We start from the raw sequence: 23967 nt of genomic DNA on the forward strand, positions 1-23967 counted from the left end.
ATCCCTCCTTGATCTCGGTAGGATCGGTTGTTATTTTAATAACAATATTATACATCCATGCAGCGTAGCTGACAATGGTTTTGTCATTACTGGGTGTTCCAAATTTGCATTAGTTTTTTAAGCAAGTACAATCAAGGGGAGAAATCCCCTTGATTGTTAAAAGTTTAATTAATTAAGGCAGTATGGCCGGGATACCCAGTAACGGCCAGATTGTTAGGGCAAATAACCCAATCATCGCCACCGCAATAATGGTAAATGGAATACCAGTGGTAAAGAATTGTCCAGTGGTAAATTGCTTAGATTGATAAGCAATGGCGTTTGGCGCTGCTCCCACCAGCAACATGTAAGGTAGGCCAGCCGCGGCCAAAGAGGCATACAAAATTAGGTATGGGTTAACCCCTAGGTATCCAGCCACAACCAGTGCCACTGGCAAGGTAATGGAAATGGCAGCCACGTTCATAATAAAGTTGGTAAGCACAATGATTAAGCAGGCAATTCCCAGTAGAAATACTAACCAATGGGCATCATTAAACATAGCCAACCAGTGAACGGCCATCCATTGGGCAGCCCCGGTTTCCCAAAGGCAGAGACCAATACTCATGGCACCACCGAATAACAGTACGATGTTCCAAGGCACACCTTTCTCGAGATCTTCTACTGTAAATGTCTTAGTTAAGAAGAGCAGGATAATGGCAATGAGAATGGGCACAGTTCTGCCAATAGCTGCTAACGCAGGGATAAAACTCTGTAAAGCTAGGACAACGACCACTGTTAACGCTAAAATTGCAACAAAGATTTCCTGTTTAGATAAAGGACCCATTTGAGAATAAACTTCTTTTGCCTTATCCCTCAGTCCTGGGATGCTTTTCTTTTCTGGTCTACAGAAAACAAATGACAACAATAACCAGGTGATCAGAGCCATGGAGAGACCAAAGGGTCCCATTGCTATTGTCACTTCCAAGAAAGAGACGTAGTTACCGGTGAACTCCTGAAAGAAACCAGCAGCCACTGCGGTGCGGGCGGCTCCTAACATAGTGATCAAACTACCGGCACCAGCACAGTAGGCTAAACCAATAAACATTGCTTTACCGAAGTTACTTGGTTTTTCGTCCTCATCATACATTTTGAGGATAACCATCATTAACGGGAACATGGTGGCTGCCACCGCAGTGTGAGCCATGATTAAAGTTAGACCGATGGTAATCATAAAAACACCAAGTAAAATCTTTCTAGAATCTTCGCCAACAACCGTTAGCATTTTAAAGGCCATGCGGTTGGTTAAACCGACCTTACTAAAGGCTAGACCCAGCATTAATGAACCCAGAATAAAGAGCACCGATGAATCTGCAAAGTTACCGAAGGCCTGTTCCGCCGGACGAATTAAAAAAACAGCCTGGGCGACACCGATTAAAAGACTGGTGACACCAATTGGTATTACTTCAAAAACCCACCAAATACCAGCCAATAAAAACAGTCCAATGGCTAACTGTCCTTCCCTGGATAATTCAAAGCTGTTACCCATGGGGTCCACTGCTGGCGTTAGTGATGGCATAAAGTAAAATAATGCAAATGCTCCTAAACCAGCTAATATTGCGGCTATTCTAGTGATGTTAATTTTCTTTTTAGGATTAACATTGGTGGCAACATCGGCTGTTACTTGAGAAGCGCTGTTCATAAGAACACCTCTTTCCATTCAAATATCGTCTGTACATCTTAAGGTGCTTTGCAATTATATTTTGTTGAGTTATAAATATTTACTTGTACTAAAAGGTGCTTGTTATGCCAAATTAAAAGTAGTAATACCACCTTCTTCCTGTTGATATGACCATGGATTATATTTCACAATCCATGGCTTAAAAATATAAAACTTAATCAGTTTTTGTGCTGGATGGTTCAATAATACTGTTTTGCATATTCTTATCAGGTTTTAGTTTTTCAGCGTGATATATTTCATTACTGATGACAAACTTCTCCAATAACAAAAAAATAATAGTGACAACGGCAGGTGGTAATAAAGCAGCTACTATTAGCAGTTTAGCAAACTTTACCCATCCAATCATTAATAGCACCAATGCTAAAGAAGTTTTAGCTCCTGACATAATCAACAGAGTTTCTTTAGTTTGGGTTGAAAATTTATGTTTAGGAATTGTTTTGGACGCTGCATAACCCAATTGGGAACCAACCACAACGCCAATCAGCAACAAAACTGTAATTATTATCGAGATAAAGCTGGACGATGACCACAACTTTATGCCGATGATTGATGTTGTCAATACTGTAATAAAGCTTGAGGTCAAGGCCATTGGAACAGGCAGACCGAGAAAGTATGTTAGTAAAGGAATTTGCACCATCAGCGACCCGCCACCAATTAATCCGGTTAATAAACCGAACACAGTGCCAAGTAAGACTGGAATCCATAGAGTAACTTTGATTACCGGGTTTAACTCAATAATAGGCGGTATTTTTACAGTACTGATTTTGGGTAGCAATTGTAAATTATTACTGACAACACTTTGGCGAATTAGAATTACTACCCCAGAAATTATTAATAGTGCTATATATAGGCTACGAATAACGGTATCGGCGATATGATACTGTTCTAAAAATACTATCAAGTTATAGCTAAGGTAGATACCAATTGCACCGCTAATACTTAGAATTGCAGTTAATTGCCAGTTAAAAAATTTGTTGTGGCGGCTACTAAACAATGTTTTTCCGCAAACATGTGCTAAATCAGAACCAATGGCAAACACCATGGGCACACCAAAAATGTTCATTGCAGGAACGGTAAGAAACATTGAAGCCGATCCAAAATAAGCTCCTAGAATACCGATACTAAAACCAATAAGTAAAATAATGTAGGGGTTAATGAAAATTACGGCGCTGTCATAGTTTAAGTACATAATGTCAGCCCCTTAACTGCTATAGCAGTGACAATGTTATTATCACTACTCTAAAATATGTGAATTAAATTGTACAGTGCTAAAATAAGCTGTTTATTAATATTATGTTTGTGATTGTTAAGCACATAAAGATTTACTTTGAATTTCTAAGTATGAAATTATTTTTGTCATGTAACATTTTAAGTGAACTATCATACAAGTTTTGCACAAAAATAAACACCGTGATTTTTAATAATCACGGTGTTAGCTTTAATTAAAACTTAGCTAATTTCTGTAGCATGCAGATAAGATAATTTTCGCGATAGGTACTTGCTGCGGTGGGCTTTAATGACTGAGTTACAATATTCTTTCATTTTGAGCCGTAGCCTTTTTGGTTCCACTATTTCCGCTTCTCCACTCCATTGAAATACCCAAGGTAATATTTCTTTGCAAGTATTAAGTTTAAGGGTGATTAGTATTGAACCATCAGATAACACTTCTTCTAAAACTAACTCTGAAGGCACCGACTCCCGTTTATAACTTTCCGCTGCAGTTGGACTGATGATAATCTTAGCAGTTTCCACCAGTTCCTTATTATTTTTATTGCAATGTATATTTTGTAATACAGCCTGCGTAGAGGTTGTTTGTTTGCAAGTTTGTAATGCAGAGCTTTGTTTTTCTTCGTTTTCTTCAGGTAATTTCCAGTCTGCAGGCAAGCTCAAACAATATTTCGCCGCCAAATATCTGATAAAAAATTCATTAATGATTTTCAAATGCTCACGATATTGTAATTCCCTTTGCGCATTTAGTCCCATAATCATCATTAAATTAGTATCTACTGAAGTTTCTGGCAAAGTTTTTCTGCGTAACCGGTACTTGCCGTGACCAATTTGCCCAGGCTTTGACTGCAATGGCCGAACAAGTTCAAAGCCCATTTCTTCTATTTCGTTAAGATACCTGTATATGTTTCTTTTACAAACCCCGCAGAGTTCGCATAATTCCTTCAGCGTTAAACCTCCATCACGAGATGTTTTTCTTAACTCATTTAATATTAGATTAAGATTCGCCGCATGATTATGTTTTTTATGGGCTCTACCCATAATTATCCTCTCCTCAATTTTACTTTAAATGCCCCTCATGAACTTGTTGAAGGAATCGTTAGCTTGCCCTTTTCTGTATGTGGCACATTCATAACAACCTTAGCCATTTCTAATACTATATCTTCTGCACGAATAAAGCCAACCAATTTACCCTGTTCTACCACTGGTAAAGTAGAAATATTATTTTCTGACATAATGGTTGCCGCTGTGTGAAGTGATGTATTGGCATGCACTGCCCCTGATTCTAATGGCCTGATTATATCAGTTATTATTTTGTCTGCTAGATTTTCACACAATTCAGTGAGTGTTTTTTGCCAATAATTACTATCAATACTGTTGTAAAATTCACGGGCAAAATAGGTGGCAGGCCCGTTATAATCAGCTAAGTTCCAACCCTGAATGTAGCTCTTAAGGGTGCTTATGGGTTGAATTACTGATAAAATATCTCTTAAAGTTACCCAACCAATGGGTTTATCCTCTTGGTCCAACACTAATAGATTGCGTCTCTTGTTTTGATAAGAGCACAAAGAAAACTGAAACTTAGATAATGCTCTCTTAACAGTATCATTTTCGTAGATTATTGGGTAACTGTCAACAGGTAACATAATATCCTTTGCTGTGGAATTTTCAGGTGGTAACACAATTTTTACCTCCTAATTATATTAAGGTTAAGGCGACTCCAAACTGAGTCGCCCTAAATTTTATGCCTTATTAATGACCGGCAGAACCGAGGATGCCAGAGGCAGCAACCACCAGAACGATAACTTCAGTGATTGCGATAGTGAAGAATGCAATATCTTTTTGCTTTAGGTAAGCTGGTACTAAAAATATTAGATAAGCAATTATTGTTAAACCACCAAGCCAGGCAACCCCCAGCAAACTTAAAAAGTTACCATAATTTAGCATACCTAACCACTCCCAACCTGTAGGAGATCCAGTCACCTCAAGATATTCATGGGCGCTTAAATGCCAGTTTTGAGCAATTTCACTGGGGTGAACCATTCCGGGCACCATTCCGGTGACATATAGTAAGAATGTTACAACCAGCACAGCTAAGCCCAACCATTGTCCGTAGTTAATCATTTTCGCATAAGCCACCTGTTCAGCGGGAACATTCATTAGAGGTTGATTGGTGACTGCTGTATTTACTTGTTGTTTAGCTAATTGGCTATTTGCCATATTATTTACCTCCTTAAAAAACTACATTACTCCCAGACCCTTTAGAATTGAGTTAATACCGGCAAAGATGAGCATGGCAATCACTAGATACCTCACAGTTTTAGGCTTGGATTTTGATAACAATTTAACACCCACTTGTGAGCCTAGCATAATACCTATTACTGAGGGAACTGCTATAATCGGCAGCACTGCCCCTTGGTTGAGATAAATCCATGCAGCCGATGTATCTGTGATGGAGAGCAAAAATTTACTGGAACCAACGGCCAGTTTAAGTGGTGCGCCCATCAGTAAATTTAGCACTGGCACGTTTGCCCAACCGGCGCCAAGACCGAACATACCGGCAATCAGGCCGATGAAAATAAACGTTAGGTAACCTTGAGCGGTACGCCATATAGTCCAATTAATTTGTTTGCCGGAGGTTTCTTCAACATAAGTACCACATATTTTTAATTTTTTAGCTAAGCCATCTCCGCCCTCCGGAACGTTGGGCACGTCACTGTTTTTTGAGAAAATAAATAACATAGCAATGGCACTGATTGTTACCCCTAAAGCAATCTGCAAAATATCCTGTGGCAGTGCCAAACCGATAAAAGCACCGATAATACTAAAGGTGGAGGCGATTAAAGCCACTGGTAGCGCTAACCTTAAATTAGCAAACCCTTTTTTTAATAATCCGGGACCGGCGGCCAATGCACCTGATAGAGCAACTATTAAACCAGCTCCGCGGACAAAATCTAAGTTAAACGGGAAGAAACTACCGACAATTGGTACAAACAATACACCGCCACCTACACCGGCCAATACCGCCACGATACCTAGCACAAATGATGTTACTAGTAATAATGCGGGCCAAATCCACCATGGGGTACCAGGGTTGCCGGCAGCGGTTGCTACTGAATTGGCAATATCGGGCATGGCGGTTGATACAGCCAATGTTATAGAACTAATTTTCTCAACAATTATTTCTAACATTTTAAATCCCCCGTTGAAATGAATTTTAACTAACTTTAGTAAAAATATAATGTCATAAATCATTGCATGACTTCTAGCAAACTCTAATGATCTAAAATGAACAATCCCTCCCTTCAGGTGTTGGTAACATGTTGGCGGTTTGAGCATTATTTATCTGTTTTCAAGAACATGATTTATGTTATAATTTGTGTAGTGTCTTATTTTTTTTCAGTCTTCTTTGCTTGATATTAATTTCCCAAAACTTCTAATAACCGCCCTCATCGTAGGTAATAAGCAATAACGATGCCAACATAAACAAAAACAAACAAACCCTTGGCATGTGAGGGTTTGTTAACACACAGCGAATTATATTCTTGTACATAACTGTACAAAAACAATCAGCAGTTAAAAAATAATTGTCACCAGGGCAAAAAAAGTCTTATAATTAAGGTAAAATCAAATGTTTTTAAGCTTGAATGTTAACGTACAACAACTGTCCATATTCAGACACTATTTTTTTCTGCCATATAAAATTTAGAAATTTGGTTAATTAGTTGGTTGATGATGGGGGATATTAATATGCAGTTATTTTCTCGTCGGAGCTTGCGGTTTCAAGTGATTGTGATTACCTTAATAATACTGGTCATCCCAGCATTGGTAATTTTATACGACAATCACTATGCCGGCAAAAAAGAAGAAATAACCTTTATGGCCAAAGAAGAAAGACTGGGAACTATTGTTCAGACTGTTTCACAGGACTTGAACGCCCAAATGTTTGCTAATAAAAAACTTATGTCGCAAATGAACACTAAAGAGCTACATGCTTACTTAGGAGAACTATTTTCTGAGGTGGCAACACCGAAGGTGGAAATAAATCCTGGTGTCAGGCTAAGTCTTTATATTCCTGAAAGCAATGAATTGGTAGTAAAGGGCTTTTTGCACAACTACCGTAAATTATCCGCAGATGAACAAGTGGAACGGGAAAAGGAAATATTTAAAAGTTCTTATGCTGGTATTCAAAGTGTAATTGCCAGCGGACATCCTTTGGCTACCATTTCCGGGGAGCCTGACGATAGATTTTTTCAAAACTTTGTGCCTATAAGATATAACGATGAGATTGTTGCTGTGCTTTGGGCAGATGAGCGATTGCACCCAATTTTTGATCAAGCTCGTCAGTTTCGGACGATGAGTAGATCTTTTTCCTTACTGGCGATAGTAATTGGTGGATTGGGTGCTTTTGTGGTGATTAACAACTTAACATTAAATGTGCGTAGAATTAAAAAAGGATTAGAGAATCTAGAAAAGGATATAAACAATTTGCTGCCAGAAATGCCCGGCGAAATGGGCCAAATTGTTGGAGCCATTAATAAAATGGCCTGTTCATTGGCTGAAAAGGAACGATTGGAAGAAGAAATGAGGCGTCAAGAGCGCTTAGCCTCTTTAGGACAAGTGGTGACCGGGGTTGCCCATGAATTGCGCAATCCGTTAGGCATTATTAAAACCACTGTGCAATTGATGGAAGGGGAGGTAAATGAACCGTCAGTACAAGAGTATTGTCATGTAATTAAAAATCAAGTGGATCGTCAGAACAAAGTAATAACAGAGTTATTGGCCTATGGTAGACCCAGTAAACCATTAAAGGAATTGCTACAACTAAACAAATTGTTAGATGCTGTGTTAACCTTTACCAGTGCGCAACTGCGCCAAAACAAAGTTAAATTAAAGACTATTTATGATCAGAATTTACCGCATGTTTATGCTGACGCTGATCGCATAAAACAGGTATTTGTCAACTTGATTCTTAACTCGGTACAGGCAATGCCTCATGGTGGACGGTTAGTTATTAGCACCAGCTATAACTTAGATCAGGTGATGGTAAAATTTAAAGATAGCGGTATAGGAATTCAGGAAGGTGATATTAAAAAAGTATTTGAGCCATTTTTCACAACCAAAGATACAGGTACTGGTTTGGGGTTAACGATTTGCCGACAAATAGTAATGATGCACAAAGGAGACATCAAAGTCGAGAACAACGAAGAAGGCGGTGTAACTTTTATAGTTATACTACCCATTGTCGAGCAGGGGGTGGATAATTAATGATTCCTAAGATTTTGATTATTGATGATGAGGAGTATATGTGTTGGGCATTAAAAAGGGCAATGGAGCAAGAAGGTTATCACGCTGTTACCGCCACCTCTGGTAACCAGGGAATTAACTTATTAAAAGAAAAGGGCCCATCCTTAATTTTATTGGACCTAAAAATGCCTGAGATGGATGGCTTGGAAGTGTTAAGCATTATCCGAGAAATTCACCCTAACGTACCAGTAATTATGATTACCGCCCATGGCACCATTCAAACTGCCATTGAAGCAATGAAGTTAGGGGCGGTGGATTATATTACCAAACCCTTTGATTTAGATGAATTAAAAATGGTGGTTAAACAGGCACTGAAGTACAGCAAACTGGTTTCTGAGGTATCGTTTTTGCGATCTGAGCTTAGCAAGAAATATGGCACCATTATAGGTGAAAGTCAGGCCATGAAAGAAGTAATGATGCTGATTGATCGGGTAGCCACCACTAATGCCACCGTGATGATAACCGGTGAGAGTGGCACCGGAAAAGAAGTGACTGCCCGGGCCATTCACCAAGCCAGTGAACGGCGTGATAATCCATTCGTGCCGGTAAACTGTGCTGCCCTGCCGGAGCAGTTGTTGGAAAGTGAGCTGTTTGGTCACGAAAAAGGTGCCTTTACCGGGGCGGTGGCTTTGAGAACGGGGCGCTTTGAGCTGGCGGACAAAGGGACTATTTTTTTAGACGAAATAGCAGAAATGCCTTTATCAATGCAGGCTAAATTACTGCGGGTTATACAAGAACGAACCTTTGAACGGGTAGGTGGTACAGAAACTTTAAAAGTTGATGTGCGGATAGTTGCAGCCACCAATAAAGATATAAAAAAATCAGTGGAAAAAGGTGAATTTAGGGAGGACTTATACTATCGATTGAATGTTATACACATTCAATTACCGCCCCTAAGAGACCGCAAAGAAGATATTCCATTATTGGCAAACAACTTTTTGTTTAAGTATATGATGGGTACCCATCCGGTAAAAAATATATCTAAAGAAGCTATGGATTTGTTATTAAGCTATAATTGGCCAGGTAACATCCGGGAACTGCAAAATGTTATCGAGCGAGCTGTGATTATCTGTCAGGGGGATACGGTATTACCTGAGCATTTACCAAAAGAGTTGCAGCAGAACGGTCACGAAGATGTGGAAAGCATCATTAATTTTCCCGATACAGGTATTTCACTGGAACAGGTGGAAAAGGAATTGATTTTAAAGGCTTTGACGAAAAGCAGTGGCAATCAAACTAAAGCAGCTCAATTATTGGGGATCACCCGTTCGGCCTTGATTTACCGTAGCCAAAAGTATAATATTAACTTAGGTTAAAATTGGAAGCTCGTGGGTAAAATAACCCTACGAGCTTTTCTTAAGGTGGCGATAGATATTGGGTAACTTTATACCAGCTTACAAAACAATAAAGCTAGAAGAATTAAAAGAGAGAGCTCAACAGGCGGTGCAGCTATTGGCGGATTGTACCGTTTGTGCCCAACATTGTCATGTTAACCGCCTGCAAGGCGAAAAAGGTTTTTGCCGAGTGGGCAGAGAGGCTGTGGTCGCTAGCTTTGGCAGACATTTTGGGGAAGAAGATGTGTTGGTGGGACAAAACGGCTCCGGTACAATATTCTTCAGTTATTGCAATCTAGCTTGTCAGTTCTGTCAAAATTGTGAGGTCAGTCACAATGGAGAAGGCAGAGAAGTAAGTGCAGATGAGTTGGCGGAAATAATGCTTGACCTGCAACGGATAGGTTGTCACAATATAAATTTAGTATCTCCCAGCCATATTGTGCCCCAAATTTTAGAGGCTTTAGTAATAGCCGCTGAAAAGGGCTTAAATATTCCCTTGGTATACAACACTGGTAGTTATGATGAAATAAAAACCATAGAATTACTGGATGGTATAGTGGACATCTATCTGCCAGACATCAAGTTTTCCATTGATAAGCAAGGAGAAAAATATGCAGCAGCCCCGAATTATTTTACAGTGGCGAGAAAAGTCATTAAAGAAATGCATAGGCAAGTGGGAGACCTGCAAAAAAATAATCAAAACATAGCCACTCGGGGTATACTGGTAAGGCACCTAGTAATGCCCAATGATGTTTCTGGCAGTGAAATGGTGCTACAGTACCTAGCAAATGAAATTTCACCCCATACATATATCAACATTATGGATCAATATTACCCGGCCCATAATGCTAGCAAATTTCCAGAAATCAGCCGCCCCACCAGTGGTCGTGAGCACCGTTGGGTGCTACAAAAGGCTAGAGAGTTGGGTTTGGATAGGGTTGTTTAAAACTAAGCCCCTGCATGGTGCAGGGGTTTTATTTATGTGATATCATGGACAATAATAGTCTTTAATTAGAGGCGGTGCTAGTTTGAATAATGAGGTAACAATTAATATAACCGGCTTAACGCACCAGGGGGAAGGGGTGGGACGCCTTCCCGATGGATTAGCGGTGTTTGTTCCTGGGGTGGTGCCGGGCGAAATGGCACAAGTGAAGATAATTCAACGCAAGAAAAACTTTGCTAGGGCAAAGCTGCTGCATATTTTGCAAGCCACAGCAGACCGTTGCCAACCGGAGTGTAGTGTTTTCAGTGAATGTGGTGGTTGCACGCTACAGCACGTTAACTATCAAGCTCAGCTTACCTATAAAAGGCAGCAGGTGGTAGATAATTTAACCCGCATTGGTAAATTATCAGAGGTAAATGTTGAAAGTACTTTAGGTATGGACAACCCTTGGCATTACCGCAATAAAGTGCATTTTCAGGTGCAACAGATTAATGGTGGTATCCGCTTAGGTTATTTTGAACAGGGCAGTCACCATTTTTTGCCCCTGACCCCACACTACTGCCAATTGGTGGATGAAGATTTAAACGACACTGCTAAGCAAGTAGAAATGATATTAAACAAACATAAAGTATCAGTGTATAATTGGCGGACTAAGAGTGGTTTGTTGCGCCATGTGCTTTTGCGTAAAGCGGTGGCTACAGACCAAATCATGGTGGTGTTGGTGACCGGCAGGGGCAGTTGGTACAACCAAAAACTTATTGCCGCTGACATCCAAAAATTGCAACCCAAAGTGGTATCGGTGATCCGCAATATCAATAAGGCCAGCAACCGAGTGGTGTTAGGGGATGAAAACATCACCTTGGCTGGCCAAGCCACCATTACAGATAAATTGGCCAATCTATACTTTGAAATTTCCCCCAACTCTTTCTATCAGGTAAACCCAGTTCAAACCCAACTGCTATATCAAAAGGCATTAGAATATGCGGAGCTAAACGGTAACGAAAAAGTATTGGACGCCTATTGTGGTATTGGCACCATCGCCCTTTTCATGGCTGGCCATGCTAAAGAGGTGATGGGGTTAGAAGTGGTACCCCAAGCAGTGGAAAATGCCAAAGAAAATGCAGCGAGAAATGGTGTCAGCAATGCTGAGTTTTACCAAGGGGAAGTTGAAAGAATGTTGCCATTAATGTATAAAGAGGGCTATCGCCCAGGTGTAGTGGTGCTGGATCCGCCACGCAAAGGCTGTGAACCAGAGGTGCTCCAAACCATTACCCAAATGCAAGTGCCAAGGATTGTCTACGTATCTTGCGACTCCAGCACCATGTCCAGAGATATAGCCTATTTACATGAAAATGGTTACCAGGCAAGAAAAGTACAACCGGTGGACATGTTTCCGCATACGGCTCACGTTGAGACGGTTGTATTGATGTCTAGAAAGTGATGTCCGGAAAGCCTTGAGAATACTGAGTTTTATAAAATGAAAGTAAATCTGTCTACTCGACTTAAGCCCTCGATATGTGTACGTGGAAACATATCGAGGGTGTTTTTTTGTGGTAAAAATGAGTCTGAAATTAGGTAGGGGTGAGTGGACAGAATAGATAAATTAGTAGGGTTGAGGAGACAGGATGGATGTAACATTCTATACACCTGAGATTATAGCATAGAATTTAGAAGGATTTGGAGTAAGAATTATTGAATACAAATCAAAAATCATGCGAACGTAAAGAAAATGTTTGCAATATGATGATGCTAATGATATTATGTAATTATACATACATAGAGGTGATTATGATGGCAATTAGTTATAAAAAACTTTGGAAGCTTCTTATTGATAGAGATATGAAAAAGAAAGACTTACAGAAACTTGCAGGCATTAGTTCTGCTACGATCACAAAGCTTGGTAAAAACGAAAATGTTAGTACAGAAATAATACAAAAAATCTGTATAGCGTTGGAATGTGACGTCTGTGATATCATGGAAATGGATACCAAACGGAATTAGTATTTATTATTGTGAAATATCAATCAAATGGAGGCTTGTTTAATGATAAATATAAGAAAATTAGAATCAGAATTATGGGAATCAGCAGATCTCTTACGTCAAGGTTCTAAATTAAGTTCTCAAGAATATTGCATGCCGGTTCTTGGTTTAATCTTTTTGCGTTATGCATATAGTCGGTTTAAATACGTGGAAGCTGAAATTCTAAAAGACCGTCCTGTACGTAATGGTCGCGTACTTCCTGTTGAGTCAAGTGATTTTAAGCAGAAAAGTGCTATCTTTTTACCTGAGAAGGCACGATATGATTATCTGCTCAATTTGCCAGACGATGCTGATTGTGGGAAGGCAGTCAATGAGGCTATGGAGTTAATTGAGGCAGAGAGTACTCAATTGAAAGGAATACTACCCAAAACATATACTTCTTTCAGAAATGATTTGTTGAAAGAATTGTTGCGTATTTTTAACAATAGTGCATTGAACGAAATCAACGATGATATCCTAGGTCGCATTTATGAGTATTTCTTAAATAAGTTTGCTTCAGCTATCGCATCGGATGATGGAGTTTTCTTTACACCTAAATCTCTAGTAAAGATGATTGTGAATATAATTGAGCCAACTCAAGGGATAGTGTTAGATCCTGCCTGTGGCAGTGGTGGAATGTTTGTTTCCTCCAGCGACTTTGTCAATTCTGAAGGAATCAATGCTAATTCTGCCATGACATTTTATGGACAAGAAAAAGTAGAGTTTAATGCGAAGTTATGTATCATGAATATGGCTGTACACGGATTAAATGCAAAAATCAAATCTGGTGATGAGGCTAACAGCTTCTATCATGATGCTCATAATCTGGAAGGGCGCTGCGATTATGTAATGGCTAATCCTCCATTTAATGTAGATAAAGTAAAAGCAGAATCTACTCAGAATGCAGGACGCTTACCTTTTGGGTTGCCGGGAGTAAATCAAAAAAAGGAAGTCTCTAATGCCAATTATCTTTGGATTTCATATTTCTATGCGTATTTAAATGATACTGGACGCGCTGGTTTTGTTATGGCTGCTTCTGCTACGGATAGTGGCAATAAGGATCGAGAAATCAGAAAACAGCTTATTCAGACAGGACATGTAGACTGTTTAATGTCAGTGGCTAATAACTTCTTTTACAAGGTTTCATTGCCTTGCTCCCTGTGGTTCTTTGATAAGGGAAAGAAAGAAGAATTAAAGGATAAAGTGCTTTTCATAGATTCGCGTAATTACTATACTGTAGTGGATCGAACACTCAATGAGTGGAGTGAATGGCAGATGAAAAACCTCAATGCCATTGTCTGGCTCTACCGTGGAGAGAAAGAAAAGTACACAAAATTATTACAGGATTATTGGACTCAAATTATCAATGATTACAAAGAATTTGATGCTGCATTTGAAAGTGTGTCGGTACTGTTGAATGGCTATGGTGAGAAACTTAAACCATTGAGAGTTCAGATTTCAGATATCGTTAAAAACTCAGAGGATATTAACCAGCTGTTACCGCTGAATGATTTGTTGAAAAAGTATAGTACAGAACTTAATGCTTCGTTAAAAGCTCTTTGTGAGTACGGTGATGGATTGGAGAAGGATGAAGCTAAGGTGTTTGCTAAATCCATCGATGAATCCGCAACAACTTGGGATCGCTTCAAAAAGTCTGTTTCTACTCGCATTGTGGAAGTAGTATCTCAAATCAAGGCCTGCCGTACAGTGATAAAAGAAGCAAAATGGCTCACTGAGAAATTCGGAGACGGCACATATACCGATGTTCTGGGACTTTGTAAAGTTGCAACTATAGATGAAATAGAAGAAAAGAACTGGAGCCTTACTCCTGGTGTATATGTGGGTGTTGCTCCTGTAGAAGAAGATGATGAAAACTTCGAAGAAAGAATGACCGAAATTCACAAGGAACTCTTAACATTACAGTCAGAGGCAAACAAGTTAATGGATACTATTTCGGCGAACTTTGAGGTGTTGGGTATATGAATAGAAAAGTACAATTAGGGGATTTATGCGATTTTATAAATGGTGGTGCTTGGAGTGATAAAGAGTATGTAAGTACAGGAATTCCTGTTCTTAAAGTATCAAATTTTAAACCATCTGGGTTTTTGTTAGAAGATGTTAGTAGATTACCGAATAGTAGTTTGGAAAAGTATAAGAAGCATCTTCTGCAAAAGGGAGATATGGTTATTGCTACAGTGGGGTCTCATCCTAATCTTGTAAATTCAGCTGCGGGTAGGAGTTGCGTAATAACCGACGAGGTTACAGGATACTTGCTTAACCAGAATGCTGTCTGTGTGAGAACTCTTGATTCGGAAGTTTTAGACCAGAAATACTTAACTTACCTTGGTAAATCTTTTTATTTTCAACATTATATTCAATCCCGTGGTAAAGGCGCAGCAAATCAAATGCGTATAGCGATAAGTGCAATTAAGGAATACGAATTAGAGCCTCCAGATATTGGCACACAACGACGCATTGCAGAAATTCTCTCAGCTTATGATGATTTAATAGAAAATAACCAAAAGCAGATTAAGTTGCTAGAAGAAGCTGCCATGAGGTTGTATAAAGAATGGTTTGTAAATCTTCGATTCCCTGGATATGAAAACAGTAAGATAGTTGATGGTGTGCCGGAGGGGTGGAGATTGGGTAGAGTTTCAGAGTTGGCTGAGTTTAAACGTGGAAAAACAATCACCAAAAAAAATGCTAAAGATGGCAATGTACCTGTAGTTGCTGGTGGTTTAGAACCTGCTTATTTTCACAATGTTGCTAATACTGTAGCTCCAGTTATTACTATAAGTGCTTCAGGAGCCAATGCAGGGTATACAAGATTGTATAATACTGATATCTGGGCATCAGACTGCTCATATATTGATGCGTCTTATGGAGATAAGCTCTACTTCATTTATACATTTTTGAAAAATAATAAAGAAGTAATTGATAATTTACAACGTGGAGCTGCGCAACCACACGTATATGCAAAAGATATTAATGCATTATCTACTTATATACCAGAATCTACTATTATGGAACCGTTTTGTAATTTAGTTGCTCCTTTATTCAAAAAAATAGCAGTTCAAGAACGATTAATTTCAGAATTAAAACAAGCGCGCGATAAACTACTTCCTAAACTTATGAGTGGTGAGATTGAGGTGTAATTATGGTTCAAATACCTTTAGAATTTATCCAGATGGTTGAAAATGATATAGAACTTATAAATAAACTAATTGATAGTGAGGCTGATGAAGAGACTTTGAAAAGCCTCCATATGGAGCTTGATGGTAAATATCAAGCATGCATAAAGAACTGGGATAATAGTATGTATGGTTGGGTTAAAAATTTTGGTTTTTCATATGAATTCTTAGGAGTATCAAGCTTACTATGCAATCTGAAAATAATGAAAGCAAAACTGACGTCCTATAAATATCAAGTTAACGCTATACCGAATATGGTTCCAGACACAACAGTTAATGTAAGCATTGATAATAATATTGATATTAAGATTTCTTTTGAAACTGTTCGATCTCAGATTGACAATAATACGTCTCTCACTACTGAACAGACAATTGAAGCTAAACAAAAGATTGATGAAATAGAAGAAATTATAAAATCAAAAGATAGCAAGAAAAATAAATGGCAAAAAGCAAAACCTATTCTAGTTTGGTTAGCTGATAAGAGTGTTGATGTAGGTACAGCTATATTGCCACTATTATTAAAGATCCACTAAGGAGGGGTACATATGAGCTGGGAGTATTCTGAAAATATATTAGTGCAAAATAGTGCAGGAAACCTGCTTCAAGATGAATTGGGGTGGGATGTTCAGTTTGCTTATAATAAGGAAGTCCTTGGTAAGAATGGTACCTTTGGGCGTAAAAGCTATAAAGAAATTGTTCTTATCCGTTACCTTCGGAAAGCTCTGTTTGATAATAACGACTGGCTAACAGAAGAATACTGTGATTCCGCAATAAAGACACTCCTTGCTTATACGTCCTCTAGTAGCTTAATGCAGATTAATCGCGAAAAATATGGAATGCTTCGAGATGGCATTCCTATAAAAGTTAGGAAAGCTGACGGAGAGCAGGAGGATAGGCTGATCCGGGTATTTAATTTCTCTGAGCCTGAAAAGAACCATTTTCTTGCTATAAAGGAGATGAAGATTCATGGTGATTTATATCGTCGCAGAACCGATATTGTTGGCTTTGTGAATGGCATTCCACTGCTTTTTATAGAGTTGAAAAAGCAAAATGTAGATGTACAGGATGCCTACACCTGCAATTACACTGACTATTTAGATACCATTCCCCAGCTATTTCATTTCAATGCCTTTGTTATGTTGTCCAATGGCTTGGAATCCAAAGTAGGTACTTTGGGTAGTAAATACGAATTTTTTAATGATTGGAAACGTCTACATGAAGATGATAGCGGCTCTGTGGAGCTGGCAACCATGCTGAGAGGTATTTGTAATAAGAAAAACTTTATGGATTTATTTGAAAACTTTATACTTTTTGATACTTCTGGTGGTACAACGGCAAAAATCATGGCAAGAAACCATCAGTTCCTTGGTGTTAACGAAGCTGTTGAATCTTATAAGAATCGAAAACTGAACAATGGTAAGCTGGGTGTTTTCTGGCATACTCAGGGTAGTGGAAAAAGTTATTCCATGGTATTTCTTGCACAGAAAATCCGTCGAAAATTTGCAGGCTCCCCAACCTTTGTTATTCTGACAGATCGAGAAGAGTTGAATAAGCAAATTAGTGATACCTTTGAAGCTTGCGGCTTACTTGGTACCACTAAAGCAAAACAGTTTATTGCTACTAGTGGTGAAGATTTAATTCAGAAATTAAAAGGAAATCCAAGCTTTATCTTTACATTGATACATAAGTTTAATAAACCAGATGAACCACCAATTATTCCCAACCATGACATCATTGTCTTATCAGATGAAGCCCATCGTACACAGAATGGTATATTTGCTGATAATATGTGTACATTGCTTCCTACAGCTTCCCGTATTGGATTTACAGGTACACCGCTGTTCGCTTATGACAATATTACCGAAAGAACATTTGGCGGCTATGTTTCCATTTATGATTTCAAGCGTGCTGTAGATGATGGAGCGACGGTTCCTCTTTATTATGAGAATAGAGCCGATCTACTGGAAATAGACAATCCTGAAATTAATGATGAACTACTAGATGCAATAGAACAGGCTGATCTGGATGTTAATCAGCAGGCTAAACTAGAACAGGAACTAGCTAAGGACATACATGTCCTTACCAGTGAAAAACGTTTGGATACCATTGCAAAGGATTTTGTAGAGCATTACTCTGAGTTGTGGACAACGGGTAAAGCCATGTTTGTTTGTATCAATAAAGTAACTGCAGTTCGAATGTTTAATTTAGCTCAGAAATATTGGGAGCTAAAAATAAAAGAAATTGAATCTTCGCTATCTGGAGCCACACAGCAGGAATACATGGAAATCAGCCGTAGGCTAGAGTGGATGAAAAACACAGAAATGGCGGTTATTATCAGTCAGGAACAAAATGAAGTAGCTACTTTTGAAAAATGGGGACTGGATATTAAACCCCATCGCAGCAAAATGGAAAAACGAGAAATGGACAAGGAATTTAAGGATCCTGATAATCCATTTCGGATCGTATTTGTTTGCGCTATGTGGTTGACAGGGTTTGATGTGAAATGCCTTTCTACAATCTATTTGGATAAGCCATTAAAGGCACATACCTTAATGCAAACCATAGCACGAGCGAATCGTGTTTATGAGGGAAAAAGCAATGGCCTAATTGTTGATTATGTTGGTGTTGTTAAAGCACTGAGGAAGGCTTTGGCTGATTATACAAAAACTAAAGGCGGTACTGATGGATCTGATCCTGCTCCTGATAAAGCAGAGTTGATTGCTCGTATCATTGCATTAACCAATGATATCATCGCATACATGAAACAGCATGGTTTTAGCTTGTCAGATCTCGTTCAGGCAGTTGACTTTGACAAGTTGGCCTTGGTTCAAGAGGGAGCCAATGCCATGTGCGTCTCAGAGGAAGTGAAGAAACGTTTTGAAGTTATGGCTAGGGAATTATTCAAACTGTTTAAGTATGTCGAAAAACAAGAAGTCACAGATCAGTACCGAGCTTATAAAAATGCTATCAGTGCAGTTTATGACCAGATGCAGGAAAAAAGGAAGCATTCGGATAATACAGATTTAATGATTCAGCTGCACAATATAGTTAGTGAATATATCAAAGTTGTTAAGCTACCAGAGCATGTAAACGAAGATGGTAGTGGATACTTAGTTGAAAGTCGCCGCTTTGATATCAGCCATATTGATTTCGAACGATTGCAGCAGGAATTTGCACGTGTTAAGAACAAGAATCTTCTTATGAAAGATTTACAGGAGCTTATCAATGACAGGTTGGATAATATGATGAAGCGCAACCCATCACGTATTAACTATTATGAACGATATCAGAAAATTATTGAGGAATATAATGCTGAACAGGACAAAGCTGCCATAGAGAAAACATTTATTGACTTAACTAACTTCGTGAATGATCTGGATGATGAGGAAAAAAGATACGTGCGGGAAGGATTTAGCAATGACGAAGAATTGGCTATGTACGATTTGCTTTTTAAGGACTCGCTTACTCCGGCAGAGATTAAAAAGGTTAAGAAGCTTGCCAAGGTATTGTTGGAACGAATCAAGGATAAAATCAGTGAATTGGATCATTGGACAGAAAAGGAAGAGACTAAGGCAGCAGTCGAGATACTTATCAGAGATACCCTATGGAGTGAACTACCTGCTAGTTACGATGATAGATTATTAAATGAATATCGCCGAAAGATTTATGAGTTTGTATATACTACTTATCCGGCGGCGTAGAAACATTAACGACGAGCGTTATAGGTGTATAAAGGAAAGCTGGTGAAGATATTGAAGATGTATGTTGGGATCACGGACTATGACTGATTTAAAACTTTAAAGAAGGCAGATTGTGACGAAGTGAACTTTTGGAAACCTGGAGGAAAAACAAATTTCAAAGCTCTTGACGAAGGTGATTTGTTTTTATTTAAATTACATAGTCCACAAGATTATATTGTAGGCGGTGGATTTTTTCTGAAGTTCTCAATATTACCATCTTCATTAGCGTGGGAAGCTTTTGGATTAGCTAATGGAGCTAGGAGTCTATTCGAGTTACATGACAGGATATACAAATATAAAAAGACAAATCGCATATCTGATCCGGATCCTCAGATTGGCTGTATTATATTAACGATGCCTTTTTATTTAGAAGAAGATGACTGGATCACTGTTCCGGACAATTGGAGCAAAAACATCGTACAAGGTAAGACGTACGATACTTCTGAACATTATGGAAAGCTGTTATATCAACAAATACAGGAAGTGTTATATAGCCAGAGATTCAATAAAAATCTACTGAGAGAAGACTCCGTAAATAGCCGATATGGTAAAGAACAGAAGATAAAACCAAGAATAGGGCAGGGTGCTTTCAAGATCCTTATTACTGATGCTTACCATAGAAGATGTGCAATAACTGGTGAAAAAACATTACCCGTATTAGAGGCAGCCCATATTAAACCATTTAGTCTTGATGGATCTCATGAAATTAATAATGGTCTACTGCTTAGAAGAGATTTTCATACCTTGTTTGATCGGGGGTACATAACGATTGATAAGGAATTCAATGTTGAGGTAAGTCGCCGCATCAAGGAAGACTTTGGAAATGGAAAAGAGTACTATGCACACCATGGAAGTAAGTTGATAATTTTGCCGGGGAAAAAAGAACAACTTCCAAGCCCACACTATTTAGAATGGCATAATGAGAATATATATTTGGGATAAGTCATAGAACAAAGAAGGTGTAAGCATTATTCATTTATTGAAAAGGGGGATGGTGTAAAATGGCTCAGATTAATGCCAACAAATTGATCGACTTTATTAAGCTGTACTTTCCAGAGGATGCGACTGAAATCTCTGATGCATTGGATTTACTAAGCCTTGCATTGGATGGACTGCTGAGTAGCACAAATACGACTATAGCAGAATTCCATAAGAATAAAGATTTTGACAAAGGAATGGAATTGTGGGAGTTTTCTAAATCGGTGGCAGAGATCCAAGAAGAAATTAATGAATATTCAACTTTGATAAGCATAGATGCTGAAATTGATGAAGAAGAGCCTGAAGAAGAACCAGATGAAATAGAAGAGCAGAGAACCATACCAAATTATTCGGATTATGCAGTTGATTCTTCTATACCTCATACCCTTTATGAAGATTTCACCCATAAAAAGGTTGTTGCATTTTTATTTAATAATAATCGACATCCAGCAAAAGACTGGAAAGATGTGTTGCTGCAAACATGTGATTTGCTAGCAGAGATAGATGCTGCTAAGTTTTCAGAGTTTATTAATGACCCTGCCATGAGAGGAAGAAAGATTTCTTATTTCAGCAAAAAGCATGTTGATAGAAAAAATGCCAAAATGAAAAACATTGATATTTATGTCTGGACTAATTTGAGTGCAAACAGCATAAGAAATCTTATAAGGAAGCTGCTCAAGAAGTTTAATATAAAATTGACTAATTATTATGTTTATCTAAGAGCAGATTATACTCCATTACATAAAAATGAGAAGGTGAAAGATGAATTTGATACTATGCAATATGATTACAATAATGAGGACAAAATTGGGAAATTAGTCCGACAAACACTGAGGCAACTTTCAAATAGGCAATACCGATTTACTGATAAAGAATTAAACTCAATGTTGTCAAAGCAATGGTCAAAAGAAGTACTGAACATAGATTATCCACTTCTTAGAAAAGTTGAAGATGATAAAGATATTTCTGTTCAAATTAAGGATGGAATGTATGGCCGCTATTGGAAAGAGATTTTTGAATTTAACGGAATGAAGTTTTTGGCTACGAGCCAGTGGTATGAGCGACATAGAGAGCCTTTTACACGTTGGATAACAAATTTGCAGGATTAAAATCAGTATTATGACCTAATGTAAAAAAACACCCTAATGGGTGTTTTTTAGTTGTATGCAAATAATGTTTATAAATTATGTCAAGGAGGTGATGCCTATGCTTGCGTTGGTACATGTATTCTAGCTTTAATAACAAACTAAAGGAGGAAAACACATGATCGGTATCGAGCAATACCAAAAAATCCAAGAGTACAAAGAACTTGGACTTTCCCAGACCAAGACTGCTAAAGCGCTGGGGATCACCTATACTTCTGTCAGTAAATACTGGAATATGAGCAAAGAGGATTATGCCAGGGAAGCTGAGCAGGAAAAGTATCATATGGATAATTATCGACAGTACATATTAGAGCAATTGAAAATATGCCCGCAAATCCGGGATACGAATATCTATCTCAAATTAATGGAAGCTTTTCCTGATTTACAAGTTAAACGAGCTACTTTCTATCGCTATATGAAAGCTCTAAGGGAACAGCATGGGTATCAGCATACCAGTAAGCGGAAAATCTCGCCACGTGAAGTCTCGCCACCAGGATATGAAGCTCAGGCTGATTTTGGTCAATATAAACTTAAAGATATGTATGGACGAATTGTGCGGGTATATTTCTTTTGCATGGTTCTGAGTTATAGCAGAATGAAATTTGTTTGCTTTTTACCGGATCCCTTCACGACCGAAACAGCCATAAAAGCTCATAACTATGCATTTCAATATTTTGGAGGAAGACCACAGACAATTCTATATGATCTTGATCGGGTCTATGTGGTTAGCGAAAATCTAGGTAATATTATATTTGTACCGGTCTTTGAAAAATATGTAAAGCGTATCGGCTACAGTGTTTCATTATGCAGGCCAAGAGATCCTCAGAGTAAAGGTAAGGTAGAAGAGGTAATTGGATATGTTAAGCAAAGTTTTCTGGAGGGGAGGGTATATACCGGAATTGACAGTCTTAACAGTGCAGCTCTTGCATGGTTGGATAGAGAAGGCAACGGGAGAGTTCATACTGTGACTAAAAAAGTGCCGCGAGAAATGTTCATAGAAGAACAAAAACAGCTTTTTCATGTTAAACCATATTCAGAGGTATCAAGTACTGTAGCATCCTTTGATTCCAATGGAGTGGTCAGCTATAAAGGGAATCGTTATCAGATTGATGTCGGTGTGATGGATGCACATCAACGCATACGTATAGAGGATGATGGTGAAATACTTCTATTTTATGATACTGATACTAATGAATTATTAGCTAAGTATCCAGTAACAGAAGATACTGGGCAGATATTCAAACCTGAAGGAAATAATAACAGAAACAGGGTTTCTCATGATCTTATAAAACAATATTTTGCAGACCATGAAATAGCTCAGGAATTTATACGGCGGATGGAACAGGAACAACCAAAATATTTTAATAGCCATTGCATTCGCTTAAATCGCATGACGAAGTTTTATTCGATGGGGCAAATGCTTGATGGGATAAGATACTGCATTGAGACTGAACGCTGTAATGCCTATGAACTTTTGGCCTACATGATGTATAAGCATGGTGAGCAGATAGCGAAGAAGTTCTTACCAAATCAACAGTATTTCAACCACCTGACACGTAGCAAGGAGATAAGGAGGGAAATTGATGGCTGATATAACTGAAATCCGCGAGTTGGCTAAGAAGCTAGATCTATGGAATATTGCCAGGGGATATATTGATTTGAATGATGAGAAACTGTCCAATCTAGATTATCTTCAGATGATATTACAAAAAGAACTAGAGATACGAGCCAGACAAAAGCAGATCAAGCTAAGAAGGGCAAGCAAACTTCCCAACAAGGTATTTGAATTATCGAATTTAAACAAAGGTTTGGAATGGCAGATAAAACAATTATCCCATCTGATGTGGCTCAATGAAGAACAAAACGTTATTCTTCTTGGTAAATGCGGGACAGGCAAAACTAGTCTTGCAGTTCATCTTGGAGAAACAGTGATCGACAATGGACATAAAACTTACTATACATCCATTGACACTTTTGTATCTATTGTAGAGAACAAAGATATAAACCCAAAAGCAGGAGCAACCTTCTCCTATATGCGGGAATGCGACTTGATTATTATTGATGATGTATTTTATCTAGAACCAACCAGGTCAGAGTTGCAGGCTTTTTATCGAGCAGTTACTTTTCTTAATGAAACAAGAAGTATCATTTTTATTACCAATCGTGAAATATCTGCATGGTTAGATGCAGTGGAAGACAAACATCTTTGCCAGACTCTGTTAGATAGAATAACAGCAAATTGTCAGATCATTCGCTTGACTGACAGATAAATTAAAACACTCGCCTCTTTTCTAAAAAAAGGTTAATACTCAAATTTGAAAACAATGCCGATTAACGGCTTTAAATAGATGCAAAAAATCTCACGAAAT

At 38.4% G+C, this 23967-nt stretch carries 19 protein-coding genes; 13 read left to right on the forward strand and 6 right to left on the reverse strand.

Translation table 11 applies throughout. The features are described from left to right. Nucleotides 1-172: 172 nt before the first annotated feature. The 6 genes from V6C27_10610 to V6C27_10635 form a co-directional block, all read right to left on the reverse strand. Nucleotides 173-1675, reverse strand: coding sequence for an SLC13 family permease (locus tag V6C27_10610; protein ID MEG6616866.1), 1503 nt, complete (start codon nucleotides 1673-1675; stop codon nucleotides 173-175). 193 nt (nucleotides 1676-1868) lie between these two features. Further along, nucleotides 1869-2903, reverse strand: a complete 1035-nt coding sequence (locus V6C27_10615; GenBank protein ID MEG6616867.1) for a sulfite exporter TauE/SafE family protein — start codon at nucleotides 2901-2903, stop codon at nucleotides 1869-1871. A gap of 260 nt (nucleotides 2904-3163) precedes the next feature. Then, complete coding sequence (locus V6C27_10620) at nucleotides 3164-3982, reverse strand: WYL domain-containing protein (protein ID MEG6616868.1); 819 nt, start codon at nucleotides 3980-3982, stop codon at nucleotides 3164-3166. A 35-nt stretch (nucleotides 3983-4017) separates the two neighbouring features. Then, nucleotides 4018-4623 carry a CBS domain-containing protein gene (locus V6C27_10625; GenBank protein MEG6616869.1) on the reverse strand — a complete coding sequence of 202 codons (606 nt, stop codon included), beginning with the start codon at nucleotides 4621-4623 and terminating at the stop codon, nucleotides 4018-4020. 70 nt (nucleotides 4624-4693) lie between these two features. Beyond that, complete coding sequence (locus V6C27_10630) at nucleotides 4694-5161, reverse strand: DUF1634 domain-containing protein (GenBank protein ID MEG6616870.1); 468 nt, start codon at nucleotides 5159-5161, stop codon at nucleotides 4694-4696. 21 nt (nucleotides 5162-5182) lie between these two features. Next, complete coding sequence (locus V6C27_10635) at nucleotides 5183-6133, reverse strand: sulfite exporter TauE/SafE family protein (GenBank protein ID MEG6616871.1); 951 nt, start codon at nucleotides 6131-6133, stop codon at nucleotides 5183-5185. 558 nt (nucleotides 6134-6691) lie between these two features. On the opposite strand from V6C27_10635, the gene V6C27_10640 reads away from it, so the two are divergent. The 13 genes from V6C27_10640 to V6C27_10700 all read left to right on the forward strand — a co-directional run bounded on the left by V6C27_10640 (nucleotide 6692) and on the right by V6C27_10700 (nucleotide 23868). Continuing rightward, entirely contained in the window at nucleotides 6692-8209 is a 1518-nt protein-coding gene (locus V6C27_10640) for an ATP-binding protein (GenBank protein MEG6616872.1), read from the forward strand. Then, entirely contained in the window at nucleotides 8209-9564 is a 1356-nt protein-coding gene (locus tag V6C27_10645; protein ID MEG6616873.1) for a sigma-54 dependent transcriptional regulator, read from the forward strand. Before V6C27_10640 ends, V6C27_10645 begins: the two co-directional genes overlap by 1 nt. Nucleotides 9565-9622: 58 nt before the next feature. Next, the gene (locus V6C27_10650) at nucleotides 9623-10528 is read left to right on the forward strand and encodes a radical SAM protein (GenBank protein MEG6616874.1); all 906 of its coding nucleotides are present in this window, start codon (nucleotides 9623-9625) and stop codon (nucleotides 10526-10528) included. An 82-nt stretch (nucleotides 10529-10610) separates the two neighbouring features. Continuing rightward, the gene (gene rlmD, locus V6C27_10655) at nucleotides 10611-11966 is read left to right on the forward strand and encodes a 23S rRNA (uracil(1939)-C(5))-methyltransferase RlmD (protein ID MEG6616875.1); all 1356 of its coding nucleotides are present in this window, start codon (nucleotides 10611-10613) and stop codon (nucleotides 11964-11966) included. 350 nt (nucleotides 11967-12316) lie between these two features. Next, the gene (locus tag V6C27_10660; GenBank protein ID MEG6616876.1) at nucleotides 12317-12526 is read left to right on the forward strand and encodes a helix-turn-helix transcriptional regulator; all 210 of its coding nucleotides are present in this window, start codon (nucleotides 12317-12319) and stop codon (nucleotides 12524-12526) included. Between the two features lie 42 nt (nucleotides 12527-12568). Further along, a complete protein-coding gene (locus V6C27_10665; protein MEG6616877.1) occupies nucleotides 12569-14527 on the forward strand; it encodes a class I SAM-dependent DNA methyltransferase in 1959 nt (652 codons plus the stop codon). After that, nucleotides 14524-15699 (forward strand): restriction endonuclease subunit S, encoded by a 1176-nt coding sequence (locus V6C27_10670; GenBank protein ID MEG6616878.1) that lies wholly within the window; start codon nucleotides 14524-14526, stop codon nucleotides 15697-15699. The genes V6C27_10665 and V6C27_10670 overlap by 4 nt, the downstream gene beginning before the upstream one ends. 2 nt (nucleotides 15700-15701) lie before the next feature. Further along, a complete protein-coding gene (locus V6C27_10675) occupies nucleotides 15702-16268 on the forward strand; it encodes a hypothetical protein (protein ID MEG6616879.1) in 567 nt (188 codons plus the stop codon). Nucleotides 16269-16280: 12 nt separating this feature from the next. Further along, a complete protein-coding gene (locus V6C27_10680) occupies nucleotides 16281-19436 on the forward strand; it encodes a type I restriction endonuclease subunit R (protein ID MEG6616880.1) in 3156 nt (1051 codons plus the stop codon). A 120-nt stretch (nucleotides 19437-19556) separates the two neighbouring features. Beyond that, entirely contained in the window at nucleotides 19557-20417 is an 861-nt protein-coding gene (locus V6C27_10685; protein ID MEG6616881.1) for an HNH endonuclease, read from the forward strand. Between the two features lie 59 nt (nucleotides 20418-20476). Then, complete coding sequence (locus tag V6C27_10690) at nucleotides 20477-21562, forward strand: hypothetical protein (protein MEG6616882.1); 1086 nt, start codon at nucleotides 20477-20479, stop codon at nucleotides 21560-21562. Nucleotides 21563-21716: 154 nt separating this feature from the next. Beyond that, on the forward strand, nucleotides 21717-23189 hold the full coding sequence (gene istA / locus V6C27_10695; GenBank protein MEG6616883.1) for an IS21 family transposase: 1473 nt from the start codon (nucleotides 21717-21719) through the stop codon (nucleotides 23187-23189). Beyond that, a complete protein-coding gene (locus tag V6C27_10700) occupies nucleotides 23182-23868 on the forward strand; it encodes an ATP-binding protein (protein ID MEG6616884.1) in 687 nt (228 codons plus the stop codon). Before istA ends, V6C27_10700 begins: the two co-directional genes overlap by 8 nt. Nucleotides 23869-23967 lie beyond the last annotated feature (99 nt).

Source organism: Peptococcaceae bacterium 1198_IL3148, from assembly GCA_036763105.1.
Taxonomy (GTDB): Bacteria; Bacillota; Desulfotomaculia; order Desulfotomaculales; family Desulfohalotomaculaceae; genus JBAIYS01.

Coding starts and splice junctions, on each gene's coding strand:
- V6C27_10660 (MEG6616876.1), top strand. CDS start 12,317: ATGGCAATTAGTTATAAAAAACTTTGGAAGCTTCTTATTGATAGAGAT.
- istA (MEG6616883.1), top strand. CDS start 21,717: ATGATCGGTATCGAGCAATACCAAAAAATCCAAGAGTACAAAGAACTT.
- V6C27_10690 (MEG6616882.1), top strand. CDS start 20,477: ATGGCTCAGATTAATGCCAACAAATTGATCGACTTTATTAAGCTGTAC.
- V6C27_10610 (MEG6616866.1), bottom strand. CDS start 1,675: ATGAACAGCGCTTCTCAAGTAACAGCCGATGTTGCCACCAATGTTAAT.
- V6C27_10700 (MEG6616884.1), top strand. CDS start 23,182: ATGGCTGATATAACTGAAATCCGCGAGTTGGCTAAGAAGCTAGATCTA.
- V6C27_10680 (MEG6616880.1), top strand. CDS start 16,281: ATGAGCTGGGAGTATTCTGAAAATATATTAGTGCAAAATAGTGCAGGA.
- V6C27_10630 (MEG6616870.1), bottom strand. CDS start 5,161: ATGGCAAATAGCCAATTAGCTAAACAACAAGTAAATACAGCAGTCACC.
- V6C27_10675 (MEG6616879.1), top strand. CDS start 15,702: ATGGTTCAAATACCTTTAGAATTTATCCAGATGGTTGAAAATGATATA.
- V6C27_10665 (MEG6616877.1), top strand. CDS start 12,569: ATGATAAATATAAGAAAATTAGAATCAGAATTATGGGAATCAGCAGAT.
- V6C27_10645 (MEG6616873.1), top strand. CDS start 8,209: ATGATTCCTAAGATTTTGATTATTGATGATGAGGAGTATATGTGTTGG.
- V6C27_10635 (MEG6616871.1), bottom strand. CDS start 6,133: ATGTTAGAAATAATTGTTGAGAAAATTAGTTCTATAACATTGGCTGTA.
- V6C27_10640 (MEG6616872.1), top strand. CDS start 6,692: ATGCAGTTATTTTCTCGTCGGAGCTTGCGGTTTCAAGTGATTGTGATT.
- V6C27_10670 (MEG6616878.1), top strand. CDS start 14,524: ATGAATAGAAAAGTACAATTAGGGGATTTATGCGATTTTATAAATGGT.
- V6C27_10615 (MEG6616867.1), bottom strand. CDS start 2,903: ATGTACTTAAACTATGACAGCGCCGTAATTTTCATTAACCCCTACATT.
- V6C27_10620 (MEG6616868.1), bottom strand. CDS start 3,982: ATGGGTAGAGCCCATAAAAAACATAATCATGCGGCGAATCTTAATCTA.